The 24,675-nt window shown below is 56.6% G+C and carries 21 protein-coding genes and 1 pseudogene; 10 read left to right on the top strand and 12 right to left on the bottom strand.

From position 1 onward, the window contains the following. Window positions 1–69: 69 nt before the first annotated feature. The gene (locus tag EOI86_RS03625) at window positions 70–1,104 is read right to left on the bottom strand and encodes a transketolase family protein (protein ID WP_127763760.1); all 1,035 of its coding nucleotides are present in this window, start codon (window positions 1,102–1,104) and stop codon (window positions 70–72) included. Continuing rightward, the gene (locus EOI86_RS03620) at window positions 1,101–1,967 is read right to left on the bottom strand and encodes a transketolase (protein ID WP_205032044.1); all 867 of its coding nucleotides are present in this window, start codon (window positions 1,965–1,967) and stop codon (window positions 1,101–1,103) included. The genes EOI86_RS03625 and EOI86_RS03620 overlap by 4 nt, the downstream gene beginning before the upstream one ends. 183 nt (window positions 1,968–2,150) lie before the next feature. On the opposite strand from EOI86_RS03620, the gene EOI86_RS03615 reads away from it, so the two are divergent. Both EOI86_RS03615 and EOI86_RS03610 read left to right on the top strand, forming a co-directional pair. Further along, entirely contained in the window at window positions 2,151–3,407 is a 1,257-nt protein-coding gene (locus EOI86_RS03615; protein WP_127763758.1) for a four-carbon acid sugar kinase family protein, read from the top strand. Window positions 3,408–3,420: 13 nt separating this feature from the next. Continuing rightward, a complete protein-coding gene (locus EOI86_RS03610) occupies window positions 3,421–4,083 on the top strand; it encodes a class II aldolase/adducin family protein (RefSeq protein WP_127763757.1) in 663 nt (220 codons plus the stop codon). 331 nt (window positions 4,084–4,414) lie between these two features. Here EOI86_RS03610 and EOI86_RS03605 read toward each other — a convergent pair whose 3' ends face one another. The 7 genes from EOI86_RS03605 to EOI86_RS03575 form a co-directional block, all read right to left on the bottom strand. Beyond that, window positions 4,415–5,287 (bottom strand): amidohydrolase family protein, encoded by an 873-nt coding sequence (locus tag EOI86_RS03605; RefSeq protein WP_127763756.1) that lies wholly within the window; start codon window positions 5,285–5,287, stop codon window positions 4,415–4,417. Between the two features lie 63 nt (window positions 5,288–5,350). Beyond that, window positions 5,351–6,643: a TRAP transporter large permease gene (locus EOI86_RS03600; RefSeq protein WP_127763755.1), complete on the bottom strand. Its 1,293-nt coding sequence runs from the start codon at window positions 6,641–6,643 to the stop codon at window positions 5,351–5,353. Next, window positions 6,643–7,185, bottom strand: coding sequence for a TRAP transporter small permease (locus EOI86_RS03595; RefSeq protein ID WP_127763754.1), 543 nt, complete (start codon window positions 7,183–7,185; stop codon window positions 6,643–6,645). Before EOI86_RS03595 ends, EOI86_RS03600 begins: the two co-directional genes overlap by 1 nt. 57 nt (window positions 7,186–7,242) lie before the next feature. After that, window positions 7,243–8,262 carry a TRAP transporter substrate-binding protein gene (locus EOI86_RS03590; RefSeq protein ID WP_127763753.1) on the bottom strand — a complete coding sequence of 340 codons (1,020 nt, stop codon included), beginning with the start codon at window positions 8,260–8,262 and terminating at the stop codon, window positions 7,243–7,245. Between the two features lie 151 nt (window positions 8,263–8,413). Beyond that, window positions 8,414–8,899, bottom strand: a complete 486-nt coding sequence (locus EOI86_RS03585) for a MarR family winged helix-turn-helix transcriptional regulator (RefSeq protein ID WP_161973672.1) — start codon at window positions 8,897–8,899, stop codon at window positions 8,414–8,416. 76 nt (window positions 8,900–8,975) lie between these two features. After that, entirely contained in the window at window positions 8,976–9,800 is an 825-nt protein-coding gene (locus tag EOI86_RS03580; RefSeq protein ID WP_205032043.1) for an enoyl-CoA hydratase/isomerase family protein, read from the bottom strand. Next, window positions 9,797–11,635, bottom strand: a complete 1,839-nt coding sequence (locus EOI86_RS03575; protein WP_127763751.1) for an AMP-binding protein — start codon at window positions 11,633–11,635, stop codon at window positions 9,797–9,799. Before EOI86_RS03575 ends, EOI86_RS03580 begins: the two co-directional genes overlap by 4 nt. 202 nt (window positions 11,636–11,837) lie before the next feature. Here EOI86_RS03575 and EOI86_RS03570 point away from each other — a divergent pair, with 202 nt between their 5' ends. The 6 genes and pseudogenes from EOI86_RS03570 to EOI86_RS03545 all read left to right on the top strand — a co-directional run bounded on the left by EOI86_RS03570 (window position 11,838) and on the right by EOI86_RS03545 (window position 18,007). Next, entirely contained in the window at window positions 11,838–12,662 is an 825-nt protein-coding gene (locus EOI86_RS03570; RefSeq protein ID WP_127763750.1) for an SDR family NAD(P)-dependent oxidoreductase, read from the top strand. 62 nt (window positions 12,663–12,724) lie between these two features. Next, window positions 12,725–13,415, top strand: a pseudogene (locus EOI86_RS03565) (IS6 family transposase). A 297-nt stretch (window positions 13,416–13,712) separates the two neighbouring features. Then, window positions 13,713–14,207, top strand: coding sequence for a PAS domain-containing protein (locus tag EOI86_RS03560; RefSeq protein ID WP_127763749.1), 495 nt, complete (start codon window positions 13,713–13,715; stop codon window positions 14,205–14,207). 373 nt (window positions 14,208–14,580) lie between these two features. After that, a complete protein-coding gene (locus EOI86_RS03555) occupies window positions 14,581–15,159 on the top strand; it encodes a hypothetical protein (protein ID WP_240035565.1) in 579 nt (192 codons plus the stop codon). Between the two features lie 25 nt (window positions 15,160–15,184). Then, the gene (locus tag EOI86_RS03550; protein WP_127763748.1) at window positions 15,185–16,864 is read left to right on the top strand and encodes a methyl-accepting chemotaxis protein; all 1,680 of its coding nucleotides are present in this window, start codon (window positions 15,185–15,187) and stop codon (window positions 16,862–16,864) included. Between the two features lie 213 nt (window positions 16,865–17,077). After that, window positions 17,078–18,007, top strand: a complete 930-nt coding sequence (locus tag EOI86_RS03545) for a choice-of-anchor L domain-containing protein (protein WP_127763747.1) — start codon at window positions 17,078–17,080, stop codon at window positions 18,005–18,007. 76 nt (window positions 18,008–18,083) lie between these two features. Here EOI86_RS03545 and EOI86_RS03540 read toward each other — a convergent pair whose 3' ends face one another. Then, window positions 18,084–18,284: a hypothetical protein gene (locus EOI86_RS03540; protein WP_127763746.1), complete on the bottom strand. Its 201-nt coding sequence runs from the start codon at window positions 18,282–18,284 to the stop codon at window positions 18,084–18,086. 576 nt (window positions 18,285–18,860) lie between these two features. Between EOI86_RS03540 and EOI86_RS03535 the strand changes: the two genes are divergently transcribed. Further along, complete coding sequence (locus EOI86_RS03535) at window positions 18,861–20,912, top strand: PAS domain-containing sensor histidine kinase (RefSeq protein WP_127763745.1); 2,052 nt, start codon at window positions 18,861–18,863, stop codon at window positions 20,910–20,912. Further along, the gene (locus tag EOI86_RS03530; RefSeq protein WP_127763744.1) at window positions 20,909–22,477 is read left to right on the top strand and encodes a DUF3369 domain-containing protein; all 1,569 of its coding nucleotides are present in this window, start codon (window positions 20,909–20,911) and stop codon (window positions 22,475–22,477) included. Before EOI86_RS03535 ends, EOI86_RS03530 begins: the two co-directional genes overlap by 4 nt. Window positions 22,478–22,520: 43 nt before the next feature. Here EOI86_RS03530 and EOI86_RS03525 read toward each other — a convergent pair whose 3' ends face one another. Both EOI86_RS03525 and EOI86_RS03520 read right to left on the bottom strand, forming a co-directional pair. Further along, complete coding sequence (locus tag EOI86_RS03525; RefSeq protein WP_127763743.1) at window positions 22,521–23,963, bottom strand: PleD family two-component system response regulator; 1,443 nt, start codon at window positions 23,961–23,963, stop codon at window positions 22,521–22,523. A gap of 134 nt (window positions 23,964–24,097) precedes the next feature. After that, complete coding sequence (locus tag EOI86_RS03520; RefSeq protein ID WP_127763742.1) at window positions 24,098–24,463, bottom strand: response regulator; 366 nt, start codon at window positions 24,461–24,463, stop codon at window positions 24,098–24,100. Window positions 24,464–24,675: the final 212 nt, after the last annotated feature.

Here is a 24,675-nt window from a genome sequence, read left to right as displayed (position 1 = left end):
CTCGCTTTCGACAAGGGTGAGTTTTGACTGGCCACCGATCACCACCTCTTCAGTTTTACTCAGCCGTCTTTAGTGAATCCCAGACAGGAAATTGCGCGCGACATCGCATAGACCCGGCGCATCCAGCTTATAGGCGGCATATAGCGCCGCCGGCGGCCCCACCTCCACGAACCGGTCCGGGACACCGTGCCGGAGAAACGGCAAGCGAGGCAGATCAACCAAAACATCGGCAACGGCCGACCCAAGGCCGCCGGTCAGGTTGTGCTCTTCCACCGTCAGGATGGCACGAGTCTCCCGTGCCGCCGCCACGATTTCGTCTCGATCGAGCGGACTGATCGTATGCATGTCGACCACGCGCACCGAAACGCCGTCCTCCTCCGCGAGGGTCGAGGCAACATCCAGGGATGCCCGCACCTGACTGCCGGTCGTTATGATCGTCAGGTCGCTTCCTTCCCGAAGGCGAATAGCCTTGCCGATTTCAAGGTCCGGCACGGTCTCGTAAACAACCGGGTCACGCCCGCGACCAAGGCGAATATACATCGCCCCAGGATGATCGACGGACTTGCGCAGCACCGCGCGCAGATGATTTGCATCCGTCGCGCAGATCACGGTCAGGTCGGCCACCACCCGTAACATGCCCAAATCCTCCAGCGCATGATGCGAAGACCCATAGAACCCCATGGACATTCCGGAATGCGTTCCGATCACACGCACCGGCATCCGCGGATAAGCGCAATCGGTGCGGATCTGTTCCGCACCCAGGATGGAGGCAAAACTGGCGAAGGTGGCGACATAGGGAACAAAGCCGCAAGAGGCCATCCCCGCCGCGGCGGTTATCATATTCTTTTCCGCGATTCCGAAATCAAAGAACCGGTCCGGATGGACATCGCGAAAGTCATTGGTTCTATTGGCCGAAGCCAGGTCTGCGGTCGCCACAACAATCCGCGGATCCGTCTTCGCCAGTTCCGCCAATTCCTCGCCCAGAATGAAAGCGGGCATACCCGCCCTCGGCGTACCACGAACGGACCGATGATCCCGAAGGCTTGTCTTCCCTTCCGTCGTCCCGCGAAAAATTTCCGCTTCGTTCTGCATCTCCGTCGTCATGCTACCGGCTCCGCTTCATAGGGTTGCAGGCCCGCTTCAAGCTCGGCCATTACGTCGTCATAGTCCTCGCCAACCAAGTTGCCGACATGCCAATCGAGGGACATTTCCATGCGCTTCACGCCACGCCCTTTGACCGTGTCGCAAACGATGGCCTGCGGCTTGCCGGTTGTCCCTTCCGGCAGATTCTGAAACGCGCCCAGAATGGATGGAAAATCGTGCCCGTCGATCCGCTGTACATCCCATCCGAAGGCGGCAAAACGTTCGTGCACAGGTTCGATTCCCATGATGTCCTCGGTATGGCCGTCGATGCACAGACCGTTCCGATCCAACAGGAGAACCAGATGGCCCAGTTGGAAATGGCCGGCGGCAATGACGGCTTCCCATATCTGTCCTTCGGAAATCTCCCCATCGCCAAGCATTACATAAGTGCGGTAGTCACGGCCCGACACACGACCGGCCAGCGCCATGCCGAGCCCGATCGAAAGCCCATGCCCAAGGGATCCGGAGGAGAAGTCCAAGCCACGCACTTTCTTCATGTCCGGATGATCGCCGTATTTAGAGCCGAGCCGGGTATAGGTATCCAATTCGGCCGGATCGAAATACCCGAGATCTGCCAATACCGGATAGAGCCCAATCGCGGCATGTCCTTTGGACATCACAAATCGATCCCGGTCCTCCCAGTTCGGATTGGAGGGCTCTATCCGCATCTGCGCGTAATACAGCGCGGCAAGCATCTCCGCACAGGAAAAGGTCGACGAGTAATGGCCGGCGCCGGCAATGCGCGTCAGGCGGACGGTTTCCGTCCGGATGAACTTCGCATACCCCTCGAGCACGGCAAGACTGACATTTGATCGGTCTGGCAAGGCACCCTCCTTGATGCTGAACATTATGGTTCGTTATTGATTGAATTTTTCATTATTTTGTAAGTCTCATTTGACTCAGACCGCTTTCTGGTGTGTTTGGCAATAGAATTTTTTGCTAAATGCGTGTTTCCCGAACACAGACAGCGTATTTCAGTACCGTTAATTATAACGGGGGAGGCAAAGATGACCGCCAAGTTTGGCATCGTATCCGACGATTTCACCGGCGGGCTCTTGGTTGCCAGCTACCTGGAAGAGGCCGGTGTGGAATGTCCGGTCTATTTCGATCCGGACGCCGCCGTCGCGGATGATTGCGCCGCCCCGGCCATCGTGGTTGCCGGACGAACACGCCTAACCCCGCCAGCAGAGGCCGTTGCAGAAGCATCCAAGGCATTCGATGCACTCAATCGACTCGGTTACGGCCGGGTTGCCTACAAAGCCTGCGCCAGTTTCGACTCGACGGAAGATGGCAATATCGGTCCGGTCGCCGATTTACTTGCCGACCGCTATGGCGATCTTCCGATCCTGATGAGCGCCGGGTTTCCCGAATTCCGATGCACCGTCCATTTCGGTCACCTCTTCTATCGGGGCATGTTGGTGAACGAGTCGGCAAAGAAGTTGGATCCGGTCACCCCGATGCAGGATCCGAACCTGGTTCGTTTCCTATCCCGGCAGAGCAAATCACCGGTCGGTTTGCTGACGCATTTGGACATGGCTGGCGGCATCGCAGCGGCAAAGTCGGCGCTTGGAACGCTGATTGCCGACGGTTACCGTCAGGTCCTTCTCGATTGCAGCGACATGCGGGATGTCGCCGTCAGCACTGAACTGGCCCTTGCGCGCAAGGCGGTCGTCGCAAGTGACCCTTTGATCGTTTCCCTTGCCTTGGCGCATACCGACGGCTTGGCCGGCACCGCGCCACCGCCGAAGCATGCATCAGGCCCCGCGGCAATCCTGGCCGGCAGCGTCGGCCCTGTCGCAAAGTCGCAAATCGCGACCTTCCGCCAGGAACATCCCGTTTTGACAATCTCTCTTGGCGGTGAGGCGTCCGAAGACGCGCAAATCGGTGCCGCGCTTGATTGGGCCGGCGCCCATTCCGGAAGGCCGATAGCCATCACGACTTTTGCCGATGATGATGAAGTGAAAGCCGTCCAGGCAAAACTGGGCACGATGGAAGCCGCGCGAAAGGCGGAACGTATTCTGGCAGGCGTCGCGAAAGGTCTGCACGCACAAGGAGTCCGACGCTTTATCGTTTCGGGGGGAGAAACCTCGGGCTCCGTCGTCTCCGCGTTGGGTATAGAACGCGTCCGTCCCTTCGCGCGCGGTCCGAACGGGGGCGGCTACTGCGTGGCAGACAGCTCCGATCCGGTTTCACTTTTCCTCAAGAGCGGCAAACTCGGCGCCCCGGATGCTTTTCTGACAGCGCTAGATGACATGAAATCTTAAAAGGTTCCCAGTGATGAGTAACGAAACCGAGATCCGCGAGGCCCTTGTCGACTATAGCCGGAAAGCGGTCCAAATCGGGCTTTCCGGCGGCACCGCCGGAAACATGAGCATGCGATTTGGCGACCGGATGCTGATCACCCCTTCCGGCATCGCGCCGGACATCATGCAGCCCGACCAAATCGCGGAAGTCGAGTTCGACGGGCAGTACAAGGGGGACTGGAAGCCGTCGAGCGAATGGGCTCTGCATGCGGAACTCTACGCTCTCCGGCCCGAAGCAAAAGCCATCGTACACGCCCATCCGCATTTTTGCGTCGCATTGTCCTGCCTCCGGCAGGCGCTGCCCTCCTTCCACTACATGGTCGCTGCTTATGGCGGCAATGAAGTCCCGTGCTCACCCTACCGACTGTTCGGCAGCACGGACCTTGCAGCAGCCGTAGCGAAGACAATGGGAGAGCGATACACCGCCTGTCTGATTGCCAATCACGGAATGATCGCCATTGGCGACACGCTCAGGAAGGCCTTCACCCGAACCGAGGGCCTCGAAACCCTTGCCCGGCAGTATTACCTCTCGCGCACCTTGGGGGAGGTTTCGCTTCTGACCGACGTTGAGATGGATGAGGTTCACCAAGCATACAAGTCCTACCGCTACGGCGAGCCTTCCAACCCATCCAAATAACACTCATATACAATCCAACCGCATCACCCCATACACGTTCACCGGCCATCCTTTCAGCCCTATACCACCCAAGAAGTTTTACAATCGGTTGTCTGCCTTGTTGTGTTTCAATGGATTAGAAACAGGTAAACAAAGGCGGAACTTTGTAAAACGCCTTTGAAATCAGTCAAAAATCCCGCAATTCCTAATCCTGGGGCCGTGGGTTCGAATCCCGCCGGGCGTAACAATGATTTCAAAGGGTTATAGAATTCAGGGTTGGCGGTATTACAATCCAGCTCAGCGCTATCCTGTGCTCTGCGGCAGGGGATTTCACCGCGGGCATAGATGAAGGTTAACTGAAGCCGAGCAACCGCGCCGCATTGTTCTTTATGATATCGGGCCGTATTTCGTCCTTGATCTTGATCTGCTCGAAATCCGACAACCAGCGTTCCGGGGTAATCATCGGCCAATCGGACCCGAACAATACCTTCTTCTTCAAGATGGAATTGCAGTACCGGACGAGGATTTCCGGGAAGTATTTCGGCGACCAACCACTGAGATCAATATAGACGTTCGGTTTATGCTGGGCGACTGCCAGCGCTTCCTCCTGCCAGGGGAAAGACGGATGCGCCAGGATGATCTTCATTTCCGGAAAGTCCACCGCGACATCGTCCATGAACATCGGGTTGGAATACTTGAGGCGCATTCCGTTTCCCCCAGGCATGCCGCTGCCCACGCCGGTTTGACCGGTATGAAAGAGCGCGATCGCCTCATGCTCCGCAATCACCTCGTACAGGTCATAGGCAAGGCGGTCATTGGGGTAGAAACCCTGCATCGTCGGATGAAACTTGAACCCCTTTATGCCGAAATCGGCGATCAGCCGGCGGGCCTCCCTCGCACCGAATTTCCCTTTATGCGGATCTATGGACGCGAAGGGAATCAGGACGTCGTCGTTCTCCGCCGCAAGCGCGGCCACTTCCTCGTTCTTGTATCGGCGATATCCGGTCTCTCGCTCTGAATCGACCGGGAAGATCACCGCGGCGATGTTCTGTTCGCGATAATGCGCGGCTGTTTCCGGTATCGTCGGCGGGTGTTCCCAAGGCGCACGGAAATATTTCGCCATCGTCGACTGCAGGTCGTCATACCCGTCATCGTCATGGCAACCGCACGGCTCTTCGGCATGGGTATGAATGTCAATCGCCCGAACCTTGTTGATATCAACCATGGGCATTCCTCTCGATGCTGTCCCCGAAACCGGAACGGTCCACGGGCTGGCGGTTCTTTCTCATCAATTCATGCTCTCAGGAAGAGCGAGGACGATTGCCGGGAAGGCGATAAGCAGTATCAGCCGAAGCACGTCGACCGTCACGAAGGGCAAAACGCCCCGGAAGATCGTCGGAAGGCTGACTCGGCTCGCGATCGAATTGATGACGAACACGTTCATTCCCACCGGCGGCGTGATCAACCCCAGTTCGACCGTCATAACGATAATGATGCCGAACCAGACCGGATCGAACCCCAGTTCGATGATGACCGGAAAAACGATAGGCACCATGAGGATGATCATCGCCATCGCGTCGAGGAAACATCCCATCACCAGGAAGAGCAGCAGTATCAGGAACAGGGTCCCGTACCGCCCGCCCCCCAGGTTTGTCAGGAAGCTCGTAATCTCCTGCGGCACTTGCGTTACGGCGAGAAAGTATCCGAAGAGAGTTGCCCCGATCAGCACGACATAAATCGCCACCGATGTCCGCAGCGCCTCGACCAGGCTTTGCAGCAGCCCGCGAACAGTCAAACGGCGCCGAACGACCCCGATGACGGCCGTCAGCAAAGCGCCCACCGCCGCTGCTTCGGTAGCGGTAACGACACCGAAATAGATCGACAGAATAACCGCGACGAAAAGCAGCCCCACGGCCCAAACGCCGCCAAGAGCGGCCAGCCCTTCCGACAGCTTGAACGGTTCGGCCGCCGGCAATTGGCGCCCGTACCAGAACCGTACGGTCAGCATATACATGGCGATCGCCAGGATGCCGGGAACCACGCCGGCGATGAACAGGGTGCCGATATCCGTCTCGGTGATGAACCCGTAGATCGCCAGCACGACCGAGGGCGGTATGAGAATTCCGAGCGTCCCGCCCGCGGCAATGATACCTGTCGAGGCGGCATCGGAGTATCCGGACCTCTTCATTTCCGGATAGGCGATTTTGGTCATGGTCGCCGCGGTCGCGACCGACGACCCGCAAATTGCCGCGAAACCGCCGCAGGCGCCGACGGAGGCGAGACCCAGCCCCCCTTTAAAGCCCCCGAACCACGCCCGACCGGCCCGAAACAGTTCGGCGGACATGCCGGAATTTGTGGCGAGTACCCCCATCAGGACAAAGAACGGAATCAAGGTCAGATTGAAATCCGTAATCGTCGCGATGGGCGATTGAGACAGAAGGCTCAATGCGGGTCCGAACCCGACCACGGCGCCGAATCCGCCGATCCCGACAATTCCCATGGCGATGCCGATCGGTACCCGAAACGCCATCAACACGAAGAGGACCAAAAAACCGCCCGCAGCGATCAATCCGCTGCTCATTACTGTCGCTCCTCCGAAAGGTGCTCATCAACGCCGTCGAATTCCTCCAGATCGCTACCCACCGTGAAAATACGCCAGACTTTCATTGCATTGGTAAAGAGGGCCGCCAGAAGCCCGAGCCAAATGGCCAGGAAGAACGGCCAAAGCGGCAGACGCATATCCATGGTCGCATCTCCGCCGGCCATCGTTGCATCCACCCTCTCCCATATCTTCCAGGTCATCAGGGCGGTAAAGACCAACAGCACCAACCAAGCGAAGAGGTTGACCCACCGTCGTGCCGCAGGCGCGAAGGCATGGGCAAAGAAGTCCACCTTGATATGCGTGCCGTGCCACGCGACCGAGGCAAGTCCCCAGGCGATGGCGACGCCCAAAATCAAACGAGACAAGTCGAAAGCATCAGGTACGGGAACCGCCAAGACGTACCGTCCTATCGCCGAGGCCACGATCAATATCGTCGCCATGCCGAGAACAATGCCCGCGACGCATTCGATCAACTGGACCGCGCGTTGGACAGTCCTTCGTCCCGTGCTGCTGTTACCCATAGACTGATCCACACGAAAATGCGCGGGGGCCGTCACCCCCGCGCCGGGTTCGCTCGCTTAGTACGCCGCGCCATGTTCCTGCAGCGCCGCTTTGTAGGCGTCCAGGATCGCATCGGCATCGCCGCCCTTTGCAACGACTCGAGCTTTCCATTCCTCGATCAACGGCTCGGCGGCTTCACGCCATGCGGTCACTTCTTCCGCGGTCGGCGTGTTGAGACGCTGCTTCGCGTCGGCTTTCAGTTTCTCCCTTGCCGCCAAGTCGTCCTCGACCCAACCGGAAGAAACCTTACCGGACCATTCCGGCGAGCAATGCTCGTCGATCACCGCTTTGTTCGCTGCTGAGAGCCCTTCATAACTGGCCTTGTTCATAACCATGACCTGGGCAGATAGATAGAACGGCATGTCGAGATGCACCGGGACCTCTTCGGTCAGCTTGAAGTCATACATCGCTCCCCACGGGAAGGTCACCGCTTCGGCTGTTCCTTTCGAGAGCGCCTCCCGCACTTCCGGGGCCGGCACCTGGACCGGGCCGCCACCGAGCAATGAAACGAAACGTGCCATTGTTGCATGGGCCGGACGTATGTTTTTTCCCTTGATACCGGCGGGGCCGGTAATATCGACCTTGGAGTGCAAAGCACCCGGCGCATGCGGGTGGATGAAACAAACCTTTACATCGCCCATTTCCTGTGCGGCACCGTTTTCCATGTACCATTCATGAATGGCCTGCGCCCCTTTTATGCTGTCATCAGCCATGAAAGGCACTTCGGTCAGGGCATAGATCGGGAAGCGGCCGGCGGTGTAACCCGGGTTCACCCAGGCAAGGTCGACAATGCCTTTGGCGGCCATGTCGTAGTGATCCGGCGCCTTGCCGAGTTGTTGGGCCGGGAAAATCTGGACTGCAATACTTCCGCCGGACGCCGCCTCAACCGACCTTGCCCAAGGCTCGATCCCCTTGGACGCCGGTGCAATCGACGGCGGGACCCAATGTGACAAACGCAAGGTGACGTCTTGGGCGTGGGCACCGACCGTGCCCGCAACGGTCAAAAAAGCACACAGAGCAACTGACGCGTATCTCATGATTTCCTCCCTTTGGGACCGGTCGATGTACCGGCCTCCTTGATTGTTGGGTATCAAACTACCAAGAACGATGGATATCAAACAATGTGAAAAATGCAAGTCGATTTGTAAGTATCGAAACGCCCGGCGGATGGAGTTTCTGCGCCCTGCGCTAAGCGACCCGGCCCAATGAGCTGGAGGACGTGTCACCCGATCGCTGATGATCGGATATCTTTTGAAGCAATTCCGAAAGCATCCCTCTCTCAGCCTCCGACAACGGTTCGGCAAGGTCACTCTCATGTTCGTCAACCAAGGCCCGAAGTTCTTCGAGAAGGGCGCGCCCCTTCTCTGTGATGAACACGCGGCGGATTCTCTTGTCGGCTTTCGACCCGCTCCGTTCGATGACCCCTTCCCTCGTAAGCGCCTCCAGAATCGGGACGAGCGATGATCGATCGAGGAAAACGGCTTTTGCCAATCGGCTTTGGTTCAGTCCGGGATTGCTCTCAACAATACGCAACAGGCCGTAATAGCGCGGCGCGCTGCCGAACCCGCGTGCCTTGCTCTCAAAGCTCTTATATGCAGCGATCTGTATCAGCCGTATCTGATAGGAAATCATGCTGGCGAGGTCATCCGGTTCCAGCTTTTCGATTTCGTCCATTTTGCTTCCTTCACATAGTGGATTCTTGTCTATCGGCCCGGCGTATCGCCACCAAACGACTGAATGAAAATTTGCCCTAACACCCCTTAAAAACAGGAACGCGCTTGGCGATAAAGGCCGCCGGACCTTCTCGTGCATCTGCGGAAACCATTATCTTTTTCATGCCTTGTGTCTCGATCTCGAACGCGTCGTCGAAGGGCCGGCCGCTAGCCTTATTGACGACGCGTATGATCTCGCTGACGGCGAGCGGCCCATTGGAAGCAATACGCTCCGCCAGGGCAATGGCCGCCGGTAGAACCTGATCCTTGGCGACCACCCGATTCAGCAACCCGAATTCGAGTGCGTCGGCGGCTGAGAAGAAATCGCCAGTCAACAGGATTTCCATAGCGCGCACTTGCGGCACCTGTCTTGGCAGACGCACCAAGGCGCCGCCAAACGGTATCAAACCGTGTTTCGGTTCCGGCAAAGCGAATCTTGACCCTTCCGCTGCGATGCGTAGATGGCAGCCGAGCGCCAGTTCCATGCCGCCGGCCAGGCAGTTGCCGTTTATAGCGGCAATGACCGGCTTATCCATATCGACACCCTTCAGCGTCGCACGGCCCGCCAAGTCAGGATCTTCGGCCAGCCGGCGGTCCCATTCATCTTCCGGCTCGCGCGCGCCGGTCAGGATCGGCAGCGCTGTCCCCAGGTCCCCTCCCGAGCAGAAAGTTCGATCGCCCGCACCCGTTATAACGGCAACCCGTATGTCTGCCGCCGCGTTGATTTCTTCCCACGCATCGGCAAGTCGGCAGATGGTTTCCGGGTTCATCGCGTTGTGCACATCCGGTCGGTTGAATGTGACTATAGCGATCGAACCCTGGCGCTCGATCAAAAGAGGCGCTTGCTTGGAAGCCACGCTCACCTGCCCTTCTTCTTGAAATTCATCACAATCGGCATCCCCATAGTGGCTGTTTTAAGTATGTCGAAATGCTCGGCAGACCCCTCGATTTCGACCTCAAGCGTTTCGTCAATCCGGATCATGAAGGCATCGGACGGAAGCTCGGATTTCGCTACCGCGGCTTCGATGGCCCATTGAATGGCTTTCCGGCGAAGCGCCGGTTTGAAAATCTTTCCAACCGGTGTCAATGGCATTTCGTCAATGATCTCAAGACGTTTTGGCATCGCGGCCGGTTCCTCGACCGCCGTTTCCAGGAAATCCATAAGCTCTTGCACATTGACCGTTGCACCTTTTCGCAAGGTCGCGAATAGGATCGGCAACTCGCCCGAATAGCTGTCCGGCATACCGACCGCCGCCGCCGACTCGATATCAGGATGCGCCAACAACGCCCCCTCGATTGATTGAGGGTCGATGTTGTGACTGCCCCGAATGATGACGTCCTTCGCGCGACCGGTAAGGTACAGCTTTCCCTCTTCGTCGAGATATCCGAGATCACCCGTAAGAAGCCATCCATCTTCGAGAAAGGTGCCCGCATTCCGCTCGCTGTCCGTGTAACCTGGAGAGATGTTGGGGCCACGCACAGCAACGATGCCAGCCTCGCCGGCGGACTTTCGGTGAGCGAGGCTGGCCCCGGAAGGCAGGTTTTCGAGCACCATGACTTCACTGAAGGGCAAGGGAAAACCACAGCAAAGCGGCGTACGCGGCGCATTGACCGATTCAAGCGCGATGGAACCGGCGCTTTCGGTCATTCCAAAGATGTTTCGGACTGGGACACCGACACTTGCCTCGAAGGCCGTCGCAAGTTCCGTCGGCAATGGCGACCCGCCGGTAAGCGCGGCGCGGATTTTCGAGATATCCGCGTCCACAGGAATATTCATCAATCCGGACAGGATCGTCGGCACCGCCGCGATCAAGGTGATGCCGTGCCGTTCCGCCTGATTCCAGAAAGACCGGATGAACTTGGAATTGCGCATACCCAGACGGCCTGGGATGAGGATGGTACTGCCCTGCGACAAGGCCGAGAGTCCATAAACGAAAGCACCGGCAACGTGAAAGAGCGGGAACCCGTTCACGACGATATCGTCGGTCGTATAGCCATGCAAAAGCGCGCAGGAACGAGCAACATGCGCTTCGTTACGGCGCGTATGCTGAACGAGTTTCGGCGCGCCGGTTGTTCCACCGGTGTGATACAGCGCGGCAACGGTATCGTCGTTTCCTTCGATCTCGAAACCGAGCGGCCTTCCGCGCTCGGTCTGAACAAGGGATTCGAAGCTGCCGGACGACCCAGCCGAAGGACCGTCCGAGTCACAGTCGAAGATGGGCAAATCGACACCCATTTCCCGCAACGCGGGGACAAGACCGGTCCAGTAGTCTTGCTCGTCATTTACCCCCATCATTACGACAATGCCGGCCTCTGCGGACGACAGCAGTGACGCGATATGTGCCGGACGCAATAACGGGTTGATCGGTACGGCCCGTCCCGCGATCTGCGCACCCCAAAGGGCGATTTGCGCGGCAGGCGTGTGGTTGGCCAGGATGGCGACAGACTTGCCCGGGACAATGCCGTGTTCTCGAAAGGCGCGCGCAGCGGCAACCACATCGTTCCACAAATCCGAATAGGTCCAGCGCCGGTCTTTCGATACATCATTGGCGTCGGCCAAATAGTGAAGGGCGATTCTGTCGGGCCAGCGCGAAGCTGATGCCTCGACTATCTTCTGCGGCGACGCATGGGGACAAAAGACATCGTAGCCGGCAGCTTCCACAGCCCTGATGTCAGCAATGGATTTGATCGCTTTCATATCGCTCTTCATCAGCACCGTGGCTATGAACAATCTTCACAATTATGATTGTTGGCAATCAAACAAACTTGTCAAGCGCAACTGATTTCCGTTAATCAGAGCGAAATCGAATTGCTGGAAAGTCGGACGTTCCGGTCGGGACCAGATCGCTTGAACAGACCAAACCCGGCAGCGGATACAGATCGGCATGGGAGTCAAGGGAATGAAGAAGCTCGACGGCAAAGTCGCTTACGTGACTGGTGCAGGGAACGGGATCGGTCGCGCGGTCGCCCTGAAACTGGCGAGCGAAGGCGCAAAGCTGGTTATTAACGACCTTGAGGAAAATCCGGCAATCGCCGTGGCGGAAGAGATTTCGAATGACGGCGGCGAAGCTGTGACGGTCGTTGGAAGTGTCACAGCCACCGACTTCGGTGACCGGTTCATTCAAGCGGGCCTGGACCAATTCGGGGCGGTCGACATCATTGTCAACAACGCCGGTTACACCTGGGATTCCATGATCCACAGCATGACGGACGAACAGTACGACGCCATGTTGGACGTACACCTCAAGGCGCCCTTCCGGATCGCGCGCGCGGCAGCCGCTTTCATTCGTCCGGCGGCCAGGCGGGAAGCGGAGGACGGCCGCGAAGTGTTCCGCAAGATCGTCAATATCTCGTCCGTCGCGGGCACCGGCGGCAATATCGGTCAGGCCAACTATTCGGCCGCGAAATCGGGCGTGATCGGCCTAACCAAAACCATGGCCAAAGAATGGGCGCGACTGAAGGTCAATGTGAACTGCGTCGCTTTCGGCCTGATCGATACGCGGCTTACCGAAGCGACAGACGAAAAGAAGACGATCAACGTCAATGGAAACGAAATCGCCGTCGGCATTCCCACGAAGATCGCCGATGGCATAAAGGCCACTATCCCGATGGGCCGTGCCGGGACGCCCGCCGAAGCAGCCGGCGGCGTCTACCTGTTCTGTACGCCGGAGTCCAACTACATCACCGGCCAGACACTCATTGTAGGCGGTGGAGCAGTTCTGTAACCGAACGGCATTAACACATTAAGTCAGTGGCGAGAGCGATCAACGGCAGGTACGATCGGTGCATGACCCCACTTTCCTTCAAGCGCCATCGTTTCCCGGCTGAGATTATCAAGCATGCGGCCTGGCTCTATGCCCGGTTCACATTGTCCTTCCGTGATGTCGAGGATCTGCTTGCCGAGCGCGGCATTGACGTTTCGAACGAAACGGTGCGCCGCTGGTTCCTCAAGTTTGGGCGGTTGATTGCAGGCAATCTTCGCCGCAGCCGTCCTCGCGCCAGTGCTCATTGGCATCTCGATGAGATGGTTATCAAGATCCGTGGCCAAAAACACTGGTTGTGGCGCGCGGTCGACGATGAGGGTCAGGGACTTCTTGGTCCAGCCGCGACGTTGCGCCAGGTCGGCTAGGCGATTGCTCCGAAAGCTGCTCAAGAAGCAAGGCTTTGCGCCGACGCGCATAACCACGGACAAGCTCAAATCCTACGCTGTCGCGATCCGCGAAGAGCGGTTGTCTGCGGTCCATGATCAGGGAATACGCGCGAACAATCGAGCTGAGAACTCACACCGACCCGTTCGACGGAGGGAACGAAAACAGCAGCGGTTTAAATCACCGGGCTCCGCCCAGCGATTCCTTTCGATCCACGCCGCCGTCCATAACGTCTTCTACGTCCAACGCCATCTTCTATCTCGTCGCGTCTTTAAGGCGTTCCGGGCCGACGCCCTAACTGTTTGGAACCAAGGTTGGCTTGCCGCATAACGCGCATCACAAATCGAATTCTGACGGTCGCAGCAGCTAACGTGTCAATGCCTTCAGCGCAATTCCTGGCCGCGATACTGGGCCGAATTCGGCGCGGAAAACAAGCGACCCGGTCTATACCTTGCCGTGTCTTCCGTCCTGCCCCCCTGCCACGTGCCCTTTCATGCCCACCGGCTTTGGCACACACCGACCGAAATGGCATGCGTCGGAAAAACCGGAAAAGCCGCATTCACATTCCTGGAAAAGGGCAACGGAACTGCTTAGTGTGCCCTTTTGTGAGTTCCAGTAGAGGCATGAATGACCGTTTGGCGGCGACATCAGGGATGGACATACAAATATTTCGAACCGGATGTCGATCCGGCTGAAATTCCCACTTTTTCCGACCTGGTCGCCCTCTGGCAGTCGAAGCGGCAGGGTCGGCACGTACCGACGCGCGCGGACTTCAATTTCTATGACTTCAAAGGCTGGCATGGATGGGTCTGCATCCACGAAGTCCGATACGATCCTTTCGACTACACGGTTCGCCTATCAGGCAGCAGCATCGACAGTCTGTATGGTCTGACGACCCAGGGATTTGGGCGGGAAGAGATGAACGAAGTCTATTCCGAGCAAGTCGTGCGCGACGAATTTGACGAATTCGCCTGCCGAAATCTGTTTATTTCCTATATTGAGGGGCCGCTAAACATAAAAGATCGGACATTTACTAATGTAAAGTATCTCGAACTCCCATTATCGGAGGACGGCGAAATGGCCGATCACACAATCGAAATCCTCTATCCCTATAAACGGTAGACGGTCAGGACTGGCTCGAAATCCGCCATCTTTCCTCTCACTGGCAGTCCACTTTTTAACCGTCATTGCTAACTTTTACATCAAAGGTGCGTTTCCCGCACAAAGCCGAAGAACGCCCAAACAAGACCAAAAGCAACAATCAACCGCCAAAATATTTACCAAACAAACCGCCAATAATTTTCAATTAGGATCACTTTATAGAATTGTTAGTAATTACGGCGCTACCTTCCTCGAAACAGACGACTGATCCGCAGACACCGGGCTAATTTGCCCGCGTAGCGGCATGTCGTCGATCGTCACTGTTATAGCGTTGAGGAAGACAATGCCCAAAACACTCCCAGGACTTATCGCAGGCGCAATTCTCTTAGGAGGTTTGGCTTGGTCGCCCACGGCGCAGTCCGCCGAACCTCTCAAGTTGGGTGTCGACGAAATGATCACACCGGCCTTCATCGAAAAGGTTCGCGAATGGGCCACGGCGCCTGTCGTCGTTTCCGCCCTTGCGGGGCGCAAGTCGCTGTATGGCAAACTGCCGCAGGACAAAATCGACGCGTTGGACAAACAATGGCGCGCGGAACGGGAAATCGACGATCAGCCGCTGATCACGTCGGTCTTGGCCAATCCCCTTTCATCCTACCTGATCCGGGTTCAGGCGAATTCCGTGGGTTTGTTCACGGAAATCTTCGTCATGGACACCAACGGTCTGAATGCCGGGCAAAGCTCGGTGACCAGCGACTATTGGCAGGGTGATGAGGGCAAGTTTCAGAAAACCTACGATGTCGGCCCCAGCGCCGTCTTTGTCGATGAACCGGAATTCAACGACGGTACGCAAACGTGGCGCGCGCAGTTGAACATGACCGTTACCGATCCCCAAGGCGGCCCTCTCGGCGCCATCACGGTGGAGGTCAATCTAACCGAGTTCGAACGACGGGCTCTCAATGGCGTTGCGTCGTAACGGCGGGCAGAAGGGGTAATTCACTATGAAAACATTTAATAACCTCCGCATCGGTAAAAAGCTGATCATCGTTTTTGGCCTTCTGATAGCGCTTCTGGTCGCCAGTGCGATCGCCACGACCCTGTCTGTACAAAGGGCCCAAAATGCCGCCGCGGGCACGGAACGTGTCCAACAGATCCTCGGCACTCTCGATGAAATCCACTCGGAAGCGAACAAACAATTGTTGGTCATCCGGGGTCTGTTGCTGACCGGCGACAGAGAAAACATCGCCGCGTTCGATGCCAGCGCAGCAACCATGCTATCCAAACTGGCCAGCGTGAAAAGCCGGCTGACAACGAGCGAAGCCGCCGCCTTGGTTGAGCAATACGAGAAGCGGACGGCCGAATGGCGCGCCATCGCCAAGAAACAAATAGAATTGATGCGCAAACCTCTGACCGTGGATGAGGCCCGCATTATCGAAGCGAACGGAACCGGCCAAACCTATCTGAACGATATCGATACAATCTATGACGGGTTGCGCGCGGCCGCCGACCAAGTCTTCGCGCAATACCGGGCAGATTCCGAACTGTCCTTCGTGATCCTGCTGACGGCGGCCATTGTCGGGTCGGTGCTCGGCATCGTGATTGCCGTGATTGCGTATTTCCTTCTCAACAACAGTATTTCCAAACCAATCGTCTCCATTACAGATACGATGGGAACCCTCTCCAGTGGCACCTACGAGGTCACTGTGCCCGGCACGGGCCGTGGTGACGAGGTCGGGTCCATGGCCGAGGCCCTGGAATCCTTCCGAAAGGGGTTGATCCAGGCGAAAGAGTTGCAGGAAGAAGCCAATGCGCGCCAGCAGGCCGATGTTGAGCGTGCTGACCGGATACGCCAGATCACCCAGGCCTTCGAAACCGATGCCGCGGAAATGACATCCATCGTTTCCGCAGCGTCCACGGAGTTGGAACAGACCGCGCAATCCTTGAACACCTTGGCCGACAGCTCGACCCGACGGGCGACCGTTGTCGCCACTTCCTCCGAAGAAACGTCGAACAGCACGGAAACCGTCGCAACGGCGGCCACCGAACTGTCCGCTTCCATCGCGGAGATCACCCAGCAAATGGGCCATGCCAATACGCTGGCGCGCGAAACCCAGCAACAGGCGCAGGAAACCGAAAAGGAAGTCCGGGCACTGGCCGACGCAACCGACAAGATCGGCGAAGTCGTCAATCTGATCCGGGATATTTCGGAACAGACCAACCTGCTTGCCCTAAACGCAACGATCGAGTCCGCGCGTGCGGGCGAGGCTGGCAAAGGCTTCGCCGTGGTGGCGAACGAAGTGAAAGCCCTGGCTGGTCAAACCGGCAACGCGACCGAGGAGATCGCGAAACAGATCGCCGACGTGCAGGGCAGGACGACCTCCGCGGTTGAGGCCATCTCGATGATCGCCCGGAAGGTCAGCGATGTACTGGACGTGGCCGCCGCCGTGGCCGCCGCGACGGAGGAGCAGTATTCCGCGACCAACGAGATTTCCCGCAATGTGGAGGAAGTCTCCGGTGCGGCCCGAGACGTCAGCGAAAATATCGGCGAGGTCAGCTCCGCGGCTGAGCAAACAGGTGAAGCGTCGCAGGAACTCCTCTCAACCTCGCAGGAACTGTCAAAACAGGCAGCCAGCCTAAAGAACCGGGTGGAATCATTCCTACAGGATATCCGTTCCGCCTAGCCTTTGTTTTTAAATCTTTAAATAACGTCCGCCGCCTGCGCGGCAGTCACGAGCAACGGGCCGAACATGTTTCGGCCCGTTGACGTTTTTGATACATCTGTCAACGCTCATCAATGTTCATTAGAGATCGGTTAACAACCTTCCCTTCGGACGGTGATACCGTGCTGGCGTCGTAGTCCAAAAATAGTGTCGTCATTTATAAGGACAGATGAAATGACTCGAAATTCAGTCGAAAAGTATATGCCGAGGATCCGCGGCACGCTGATAGTCGGCGCGCTCTTGGCTCTCCCAGCAATGCCGGCTCACGCATTGAGCATCTCCACGGTGGATGGTAACGCAGATGCGGGGCTCAGCCTTGTGAATGCGTTGCTGGCGCCGTCTAGTGGCATCACCGTGCAGGGGGGCTCGACTTCCTTTATCGGTACAAGCACGCAATCCGGCACTTTTACCGATTTTTCCCTGCCATCGTCGGATCCTGGGGAACCGACCCTGAATCTGCCGGACGGCATTTTGCTGACGACAGGTGTCGCGGATATCCCGCTCAGCAATACCGATACGGGTTTCAGCAACGAAACGGGCACCGGCAGTAACACCCAGTTGGATGCTGAGTTCAACGGAACGCCGAACTATTCGGATAGCAACGATCAGAACGTCCTGTCTTTTTCCTTCACTGTCGATCCGGGCATCACGTCGGTTTCCGCGGAATTGGTCTTCGGGTCCGAGGAATTTTCGGAATTTCCGAGTTTCACCGATGCCTTCGCCTTTTTCGTCGACGGCACGAACTTCGCCGTCTTTCCCGGTGGTGAGCGCATCCTGCAGTCCAGCGGTACACAGGACGAGTTCAACGACAATGAAGACAATTCCTACGGCATCGAATACGACGGTCTGACCGACGTTCTCGGTGTCACGGGCCTTCTTGATCTGAACGTTTCCGTTCACACGCTGACACTGATCATCGCGGATGAAGGGGATACCTCTCTGGACTCAGGGGTCTTTCTGGGTGGTTTGACGGCAGGCACGGAGGACGATGGCGGCCTTGGCACGCCTTCCGAAGTTCCGGTGCCCGCTGCCTTCCCGCTGCTCTTCACCGGCCTGCTCGGTTTCGGCATCCTCAAGTCGCGGCGTAAGCAAATGCCGGCTTGATCAAGTGGTTTTCGCCATAAAGCAAAAGGGCCTCCCCATCGGAGGCCTTTTTTTTTCGGACGCCTGTGCCGGTCGGTCAACGCGCCCTGGAATCGCCACCCGAGACGCCGACATTGACCGCCGCGGCGCCGGTCGTATCAACATCGCTGACCATAAAGGATTTGTCTTCGATCGCGCCGGTCAGAACGAGCGCCAACAGGCCGACCGCGATCACGGCCGATACCTTGTTGCGGAAATCCCGCCGAATGGCATCTTGATAGGCATAGTCGGTTCGCATGTTGAACTCCATTCCGGATACGTCAGGAGCCCCTCTTGCGAAGACTATATCATTTTACCGTCCCCACTTGAATGAACGACGCCGACCAACGAGATGACAGGCGTTTACATATTGGGAAAACCAATCAACGACTGTTAACAAAACCCCTTCTCGTCATTTCCGCAAACCTCGTTTTCCGGCGCCCCCGATAAATTGGCACTTAACTGTATATTAGCACTTTAGATGTTCAGTAGGAGCAATAGTTGTTCCAGGAAAGCAATCCCGCCAATTTTTGCAAATATGAGGGACTATTGAGATGCTGAGCCGGCGTTTTCCAACGTCACTCCATTTGAAGAGCGCGGCGCAACGGAGAATACCAGGAAAACATCCTTACCCAAATACGTGTGCTCATCAGATTGAGGCCAAATCTGCGGCGCGGGCCAATGCGCGTATGGAACAATTGTTCGTTCCCCGGCTTCTCTCTTCCCGAACCGTCATACTCAATATTACACGGCGATACCGCGGCCCTATCAGCCTGTTGCGGAAGCCTGTGCAGGGCGTCGAAATCAGAAGCATTGCCTGGATACGGGATCATCAATGAAATCGGCTAACTGGTTTCACACTTTTTCTAAGGGCCTGGCTCGGTTTTTCCCGAAAAATCCGAGTCAGCAAGATCATCCGAGCGACCGAAAGCAGACGGACGAAGAACATCTACGCCTCCTTTTCGACAGTTCTCCTGCCGGTGTCGCTGTCGTTCATGCGCGAACCAGAAAACGGTTATACGCCAATCCGCGTTTCCTGGAACTGTTTGCTGTAGAAAGTCTGGATGAACTCGACGCCGTCGACATGTCCGAGACCTACGTGAACAAAACCGATTGGGAGAAGGTGCGGAACCATATTCTATCGGGCTCGTCATTCAGGCGTGACATTTTTCAGCGAAAGAGAGTGAACGGCGAACACTGGTGGGCTCTGCTTGATGCTGTGCCTTTGGAGTTCATGGGCGAACCGGCGGTCGTCGTATGGCACACCGACGTTACCGACCAAAAAAAAGCAGAGAATAAGCTGGAAACGACACTCGTCGAATTGAAGGAGTCGAGAAATGCATTGCAGGAGAGCGAGAAGCGCCTGCGTCAGCTTTTCGACAGTTCCCCGGCAGGTATCGTCGCCCTGCGCATAGGAACCGGTCAACGATTGTACGGCAATTCCCGCCTGCTGGAGATGTTCAACGTTCAATCATTGGACGCCCTGAACAAATTTGGGCTGAGCGATACTTATGTGAACCAACGGGATTGGGAGACCGCCCGCGACTATATCCAAAACGGAACCGCGTTCCGGCGCTTCATTGTCGAGCGGAAACGGGTCACCGGCGAACGTTGGTGGGCACTCCTGGATGCTGTGCCCATGGATTTCATGGGCGAGCGATGCATCGTCGTTTGGCACACGGATATTACCGAGCAAAAACAGGCCGAGAAGGAATTGGAGGCGACGCTCGCCGAATTGAAAGAATCACGAAGCGCACTGGAAGAGAGCGAAAAACACCTGCGCCAAATTCTGGAGACCTCACCGATCGGCGTGTCGATCGTCGGCGACGAAATCAAGGAACGCGCCTACACCAACAGCACCTATCTCAAGCTCTTCGGCGCAGAAAGTCTCGAAGAATTGGACGCATACGGCTTTGTGAACAGCTTCGTATCCAAAAACGATTACGAACTGGCGAACCAGCATTTCAATACCGGCGTCGGCCCCGATAGCACGATCATGCCACGGCGAAAGGTCAATGGCGAGGAGTGGTGGGCAAAGATCTATGCTGTTCCGATCATACACCAAGGAAAAAATACATTCATTATTTGGTGCACCGACATCACCGATCAAAAAAAGGCTGAGGCCGAATTGGTCCAATCCGAAAAACTCGCTTCTCTCGGCGGGATGGTCGCTGGTGTCGCCCATGAAATTAACACCCCCATCGGTGTGGGTGTCACTGCAGCCAGCCACCTGCAGGAAAGGACCGAAGTCCTTAAGGGGTTGTTCGAGCAGGACTTGATGAAGAAGAGTTCCTTCGAGGAGTTCCTGGAAACCGCAACGCAGTCGAGCGCGATAATCTCTGCCAATCTCATGCGCGCTGCCGACCTGATCCGAAGCTTCAAACAAGTTGCGGTCGACCAGTCGGTTGAGGAAATGCGGTCCTTCAAACTTCTCGAATACGTCCGGGAAGTGATGCAGAGCCTCAACCCCCAACTTAAGAAAAACCCTAACGTCGTTGTACTGATCGACGGCGACGAAGATCTTGAGATGGAAAGCTATCCCGGCTCGATCGCGCAAATTCTCACAAACCTTGTGCTGAATTCTATGATTCACGGTTTTCCCGAAAACGAACCGGGTCAAATTTCCATTACAGCCCAACCTGATGGAACAGCGGCCCAACTTGTCTACAAGGATACGGGGCGAGGCATAGACGCGGAAAACCTGCCAAAGGTGTTCGATCCGTTTTTCACAACCAACCGCAGCGCCGGTGGCAGCGGCCTAGGCCTGCATATCGTCTACAACCTGGTTACTCAGAAACTTGGTGGCACCGTCACCTGTGACAGTGCCCCGGGCGAAGGGGTAACCATCACTTTCCACATTCCGCTTCAGTTAGGACACTCAGAATGAGTAAAAACGAGGTGGACCCTGACGTTCTCATATTTGCGGATGATGGCCAGAAAGCATTGGCGCGGGACCGGGCATGGAAAGTCATGCTCGTCGACGACGAGCCGGATATTCATGCTGTGACACGAATGGCTTTGTCCGAATTCACATTCAACGGCAGGGGACTGGAATTCATATCTGTTTATTCGGGTGCTGATGCCAGGAAGGCGATACTCAAGCATCCGGATACCGCAATCATTTTGCTCGATGTCGTCATGGAAACGGAGAATGCCGGATTGGACGTAGCCCGCTTTGTTCGGGAAGTCGCGGACAATCACTATGTCAGAATCGTTCTACGAACCGGCCAACCGGGCCAGGCCCCGGAAAGCAGGGTCATAACCGAATACGATATCAACGACTACAAAGAGAAGACCGAGCTTACGTCCAAAAAGCTGTTTACCTTGATGCACGCTGCCTTGCGTTCCTATCGTGACATCATCGCCCTTGCGAACAACAAACGGGGGCTGGAAGAAGTCATCGAGGCCTCCGCGAACATCTTCGAATTGAAATCCATGGAACAGTTCGCCCATGGTGTGCTGGAGCAACTGACATCCTTGCTGCATATCGAAGATGACGCGGTGTATTGCAAGAGCGATGGGCTGGCCGTGAGCCAGACGGGCGAAGGATTCCGGGTTCTGGCCGCGACCGGAAATTATCAACCGCTAGTCGGCAAAAACGTCTCAAAGGATCTTGCTCCGGATATTCACGCGGATCTTAAACAAACGGATCTCGCCCTCAAAACCGACATTGTCGGCGATCGATACATTGGCAGGATCGAAGGGGCCAATGGGCAACAAAACCTGTTGTATCTACGTGGCGTTACACGCGATCTCAGTGACCTGGACAGGACCCTATTGAAAGTGTTTCAGCGCAACGTCGCCATCGCTTTCGAGAATGTTGAATTGCATCAGGAGATCGAGCAGACGCAGCGCGAAATCGTCTACATGCTGGGCGAGGCGGTCGAGACACGATCGAAGGAGACCGGCAATCACGTCAAACGCGTTGCCGAGATCAGTAGACTGCTGGCCTTGCAGTACGGTTTGCCGGCGGATGAGGCAGAGATACTGCGCCTCGCTTCCCCATTGCACGATGTTGGTAAGATCGGCATTCCGGACGAGGTCCTCAACAAACCCGGCACGCTCTCGCCCGACGAATGGGAAGTCATGAAGACCCATGCAATACTGGGTTACGAGATGCTGAAAAGCTCAAACAAGCGCGTGCTGCAAGCGGGCGCGCTGATTGCCCGGGATCACCATGAGAAATGGGATGGAAGCGGCTATCCCGCGGGCAAGAAAGGCGATGATATTCACATCTTCGGCCGGATCACGGCCGTGGCGGACGTGTTCGACGCGCTGGGAAGTGATCGTTGCTACAAGGCTGCCTGGCCGCTTGAAAAAGTCATCGATTTCATGAACGAGCAAAGCGGCAGGCAGTTCGAACCCCGCATAGTCGACCTACTGCTTGAGAACCTGGACAATATCGAATCGGTTTTGAAAGCCTATCCCGACGCGGAAAACGCGCCGCATTGATCGTGCAGCGCCACGCCGGCACGAAAATGCTTGGAATACCGGTTCAGCCCGCGGCCGCGGGTTCCGGCGGTTCGGCACCAGGTTTGGTTTGCGGCAGGATCTGCGTGCTGCCGTCCTTTAAGATCACGACCAGGTTCCGGCCCGCGCCTTTTGCCGCATACAGCGCTTCGTCCGCCCGGTTCATCAGGCTGTCGAGACTATCATCGCCCTGAAGCATGGCGACACCGATCGAAATCGTGACCGTTTCCGCAGTGTTCGCGGCTTTCATTTCGAACAACTCTGCGGCCATCGTATAGCGCAGCCGTTCGGCCACGACGAGCGCGACCTCCTCTTCCGTATCAGGCAGAACGGCGACGAATTCCTCGCCACCCAACCGCGCCACGGTATCGACGCTGCGCACATGATCAATCACCCGGCGGGACATTTCGATCAGCACTTCATCCCCGGCGGCATGCCCGAACGTGTCGTTTACCTTCTTGAAGAAGTCGATATCGAACATCAACAAGGCAAGCGGCTTGTCCGTTTGCTTGTGGCGTTCGATCATGCCGCCCAAATGCGCGGTGACGTAGCGGCGGTTGTACAATCCCGTCAGCGAATCCGTCAGCGCCATCACCAGGCTGCGTTCGTAATTGTCCCGCAGGCGTTCCTGATAGCGCTGCCGCTTGATCTGGGTGCGCACGCGGGCGAGCAACTCGTTACGATCGATCGGTTTAATCAGATAATCGTTCACGCCAAGGTCCAGGCCTTTGGCGACCTTTTCCATGTCGTGTTCCTCCGCCACCAGCAGGATCGGCGTATAGCGCGTCCGTTCCATCGCGCGAAGATGGCTGGTCAGGCGCAGGGCGTCTTGGGAGCGAAGGTTCAGATTGACGATGACGAGGTCGAAACTCGGCCCTGACATGGCCGCCGTCTGGGCCTCTTCACTGTTGCGGGCATGTTCCAGGTCTGCATTTTCGGTCTTCAGCGTCTCGCTGATTTTCATCCAGTCGATTTCGCCTTCCTCGATGATCAGCACCCGCGCGCCCGACGTATCCACGTCGGTCATCGCCTTTTCTTCCTGCAGAACACCGAGTTGACCCGACGTCTGTTCGCGCAGCCGCCATTCGTCGGTCAGCATTTTCAGCCGCACCAGCGAGCGCACGCGCGCAAACAAAGCCGTATCGTTCAAAGGCTTAGTTAGAAAGTCGTCGGCGCCGGCTTCCAGGCCGCGCACGCGGTCCGCGTTGTCGGACAGCGCCGTCACCATCACCACGGGGATATGCGTGGTTTTCGGGTCATCCTTGATGCGGCGGCAAACCTCGAACCCATCCATGCCGGGCATCATCACGTCCAACAGCACGATATCGGGCGCATTTTCGGCAATCGACGCCAGCGCGCTCGGCCCGTCACCGGCGGTGACGACGTCGAAATACTCACTGGTAAGCTTGGCTTCCAGCAGCTTCACGTTCGGAAGTAAATCGTCGACGACTAGGACGCGTGCGGTCATGAGGTTTCTTCGTCAGCCGATCAGGAAAGATGGCAGCAGAAAGTTTGCCGGAACAGGACGCCCGCGACAGGAAGGTGATGCACCAAAATAACTCCGTTCACCATGCTTCTCGGTCCTGTTCAAAGTCAGGGATACTAATTCAGAAAACGGGCGACCGTTTCCAAGAAGTTGGTCACCGAAATCGGTTTCGCGATATAAGCTTCGCAACCGCCTTCGCGAATTTTTTCCTCATCACCCTTCATGGCGAAGGCCGTTACGGCGATGATTGGGATGGCCTTCAGATCATCGTCTTCCTTGATCCATTTCGTCACTTCCAGTCCCGATACTTCGGGCAGCTGGATATCCATCAAAATCAAGTCCGGCCGCTCGGAACGCGCCATTTTCAGCGCTTCCATACCGTCTCGGGTTTCGATGATGTCGTACCCACGGGATTCCAATAGATCGTGGAAGAGCTTCATATTCAGCTCATTGTCCTCGACGATCATTACCTTATGCGTCATAGAACCCTCACTTGCAGAATGCCAAGAACCCGAGTTGTCCAGCAGATTACCGTCATTGCCCAGGTTTCCCTAACGGCAGCTTCATGTCGTCAGCCCCGTTTTCCTTGCGGAACCCAAGACCACCGATATATCAGCAAACTTACCAGTAGGTTAACATCGGTCTAACAGACTATCCCCTTAAACAAAACTAGCCAATTTCCCTAATAAAGTTT

The organism is Hwanghaeella grinnelliae (assembly GCF_004005845.1).
GTDB lineage: Bacteria > Pseudomonadota > Alphaproteobacteria > UBA8366 > Aestuariispiraceae > Hwanghaeella > Hwanghaeella grinnelliae.
The sequence above is the reverse complement of the archived record's forward strand: the minus strand, read 5'-3'. Positions and strand labels throughout refer to the sequence as shown.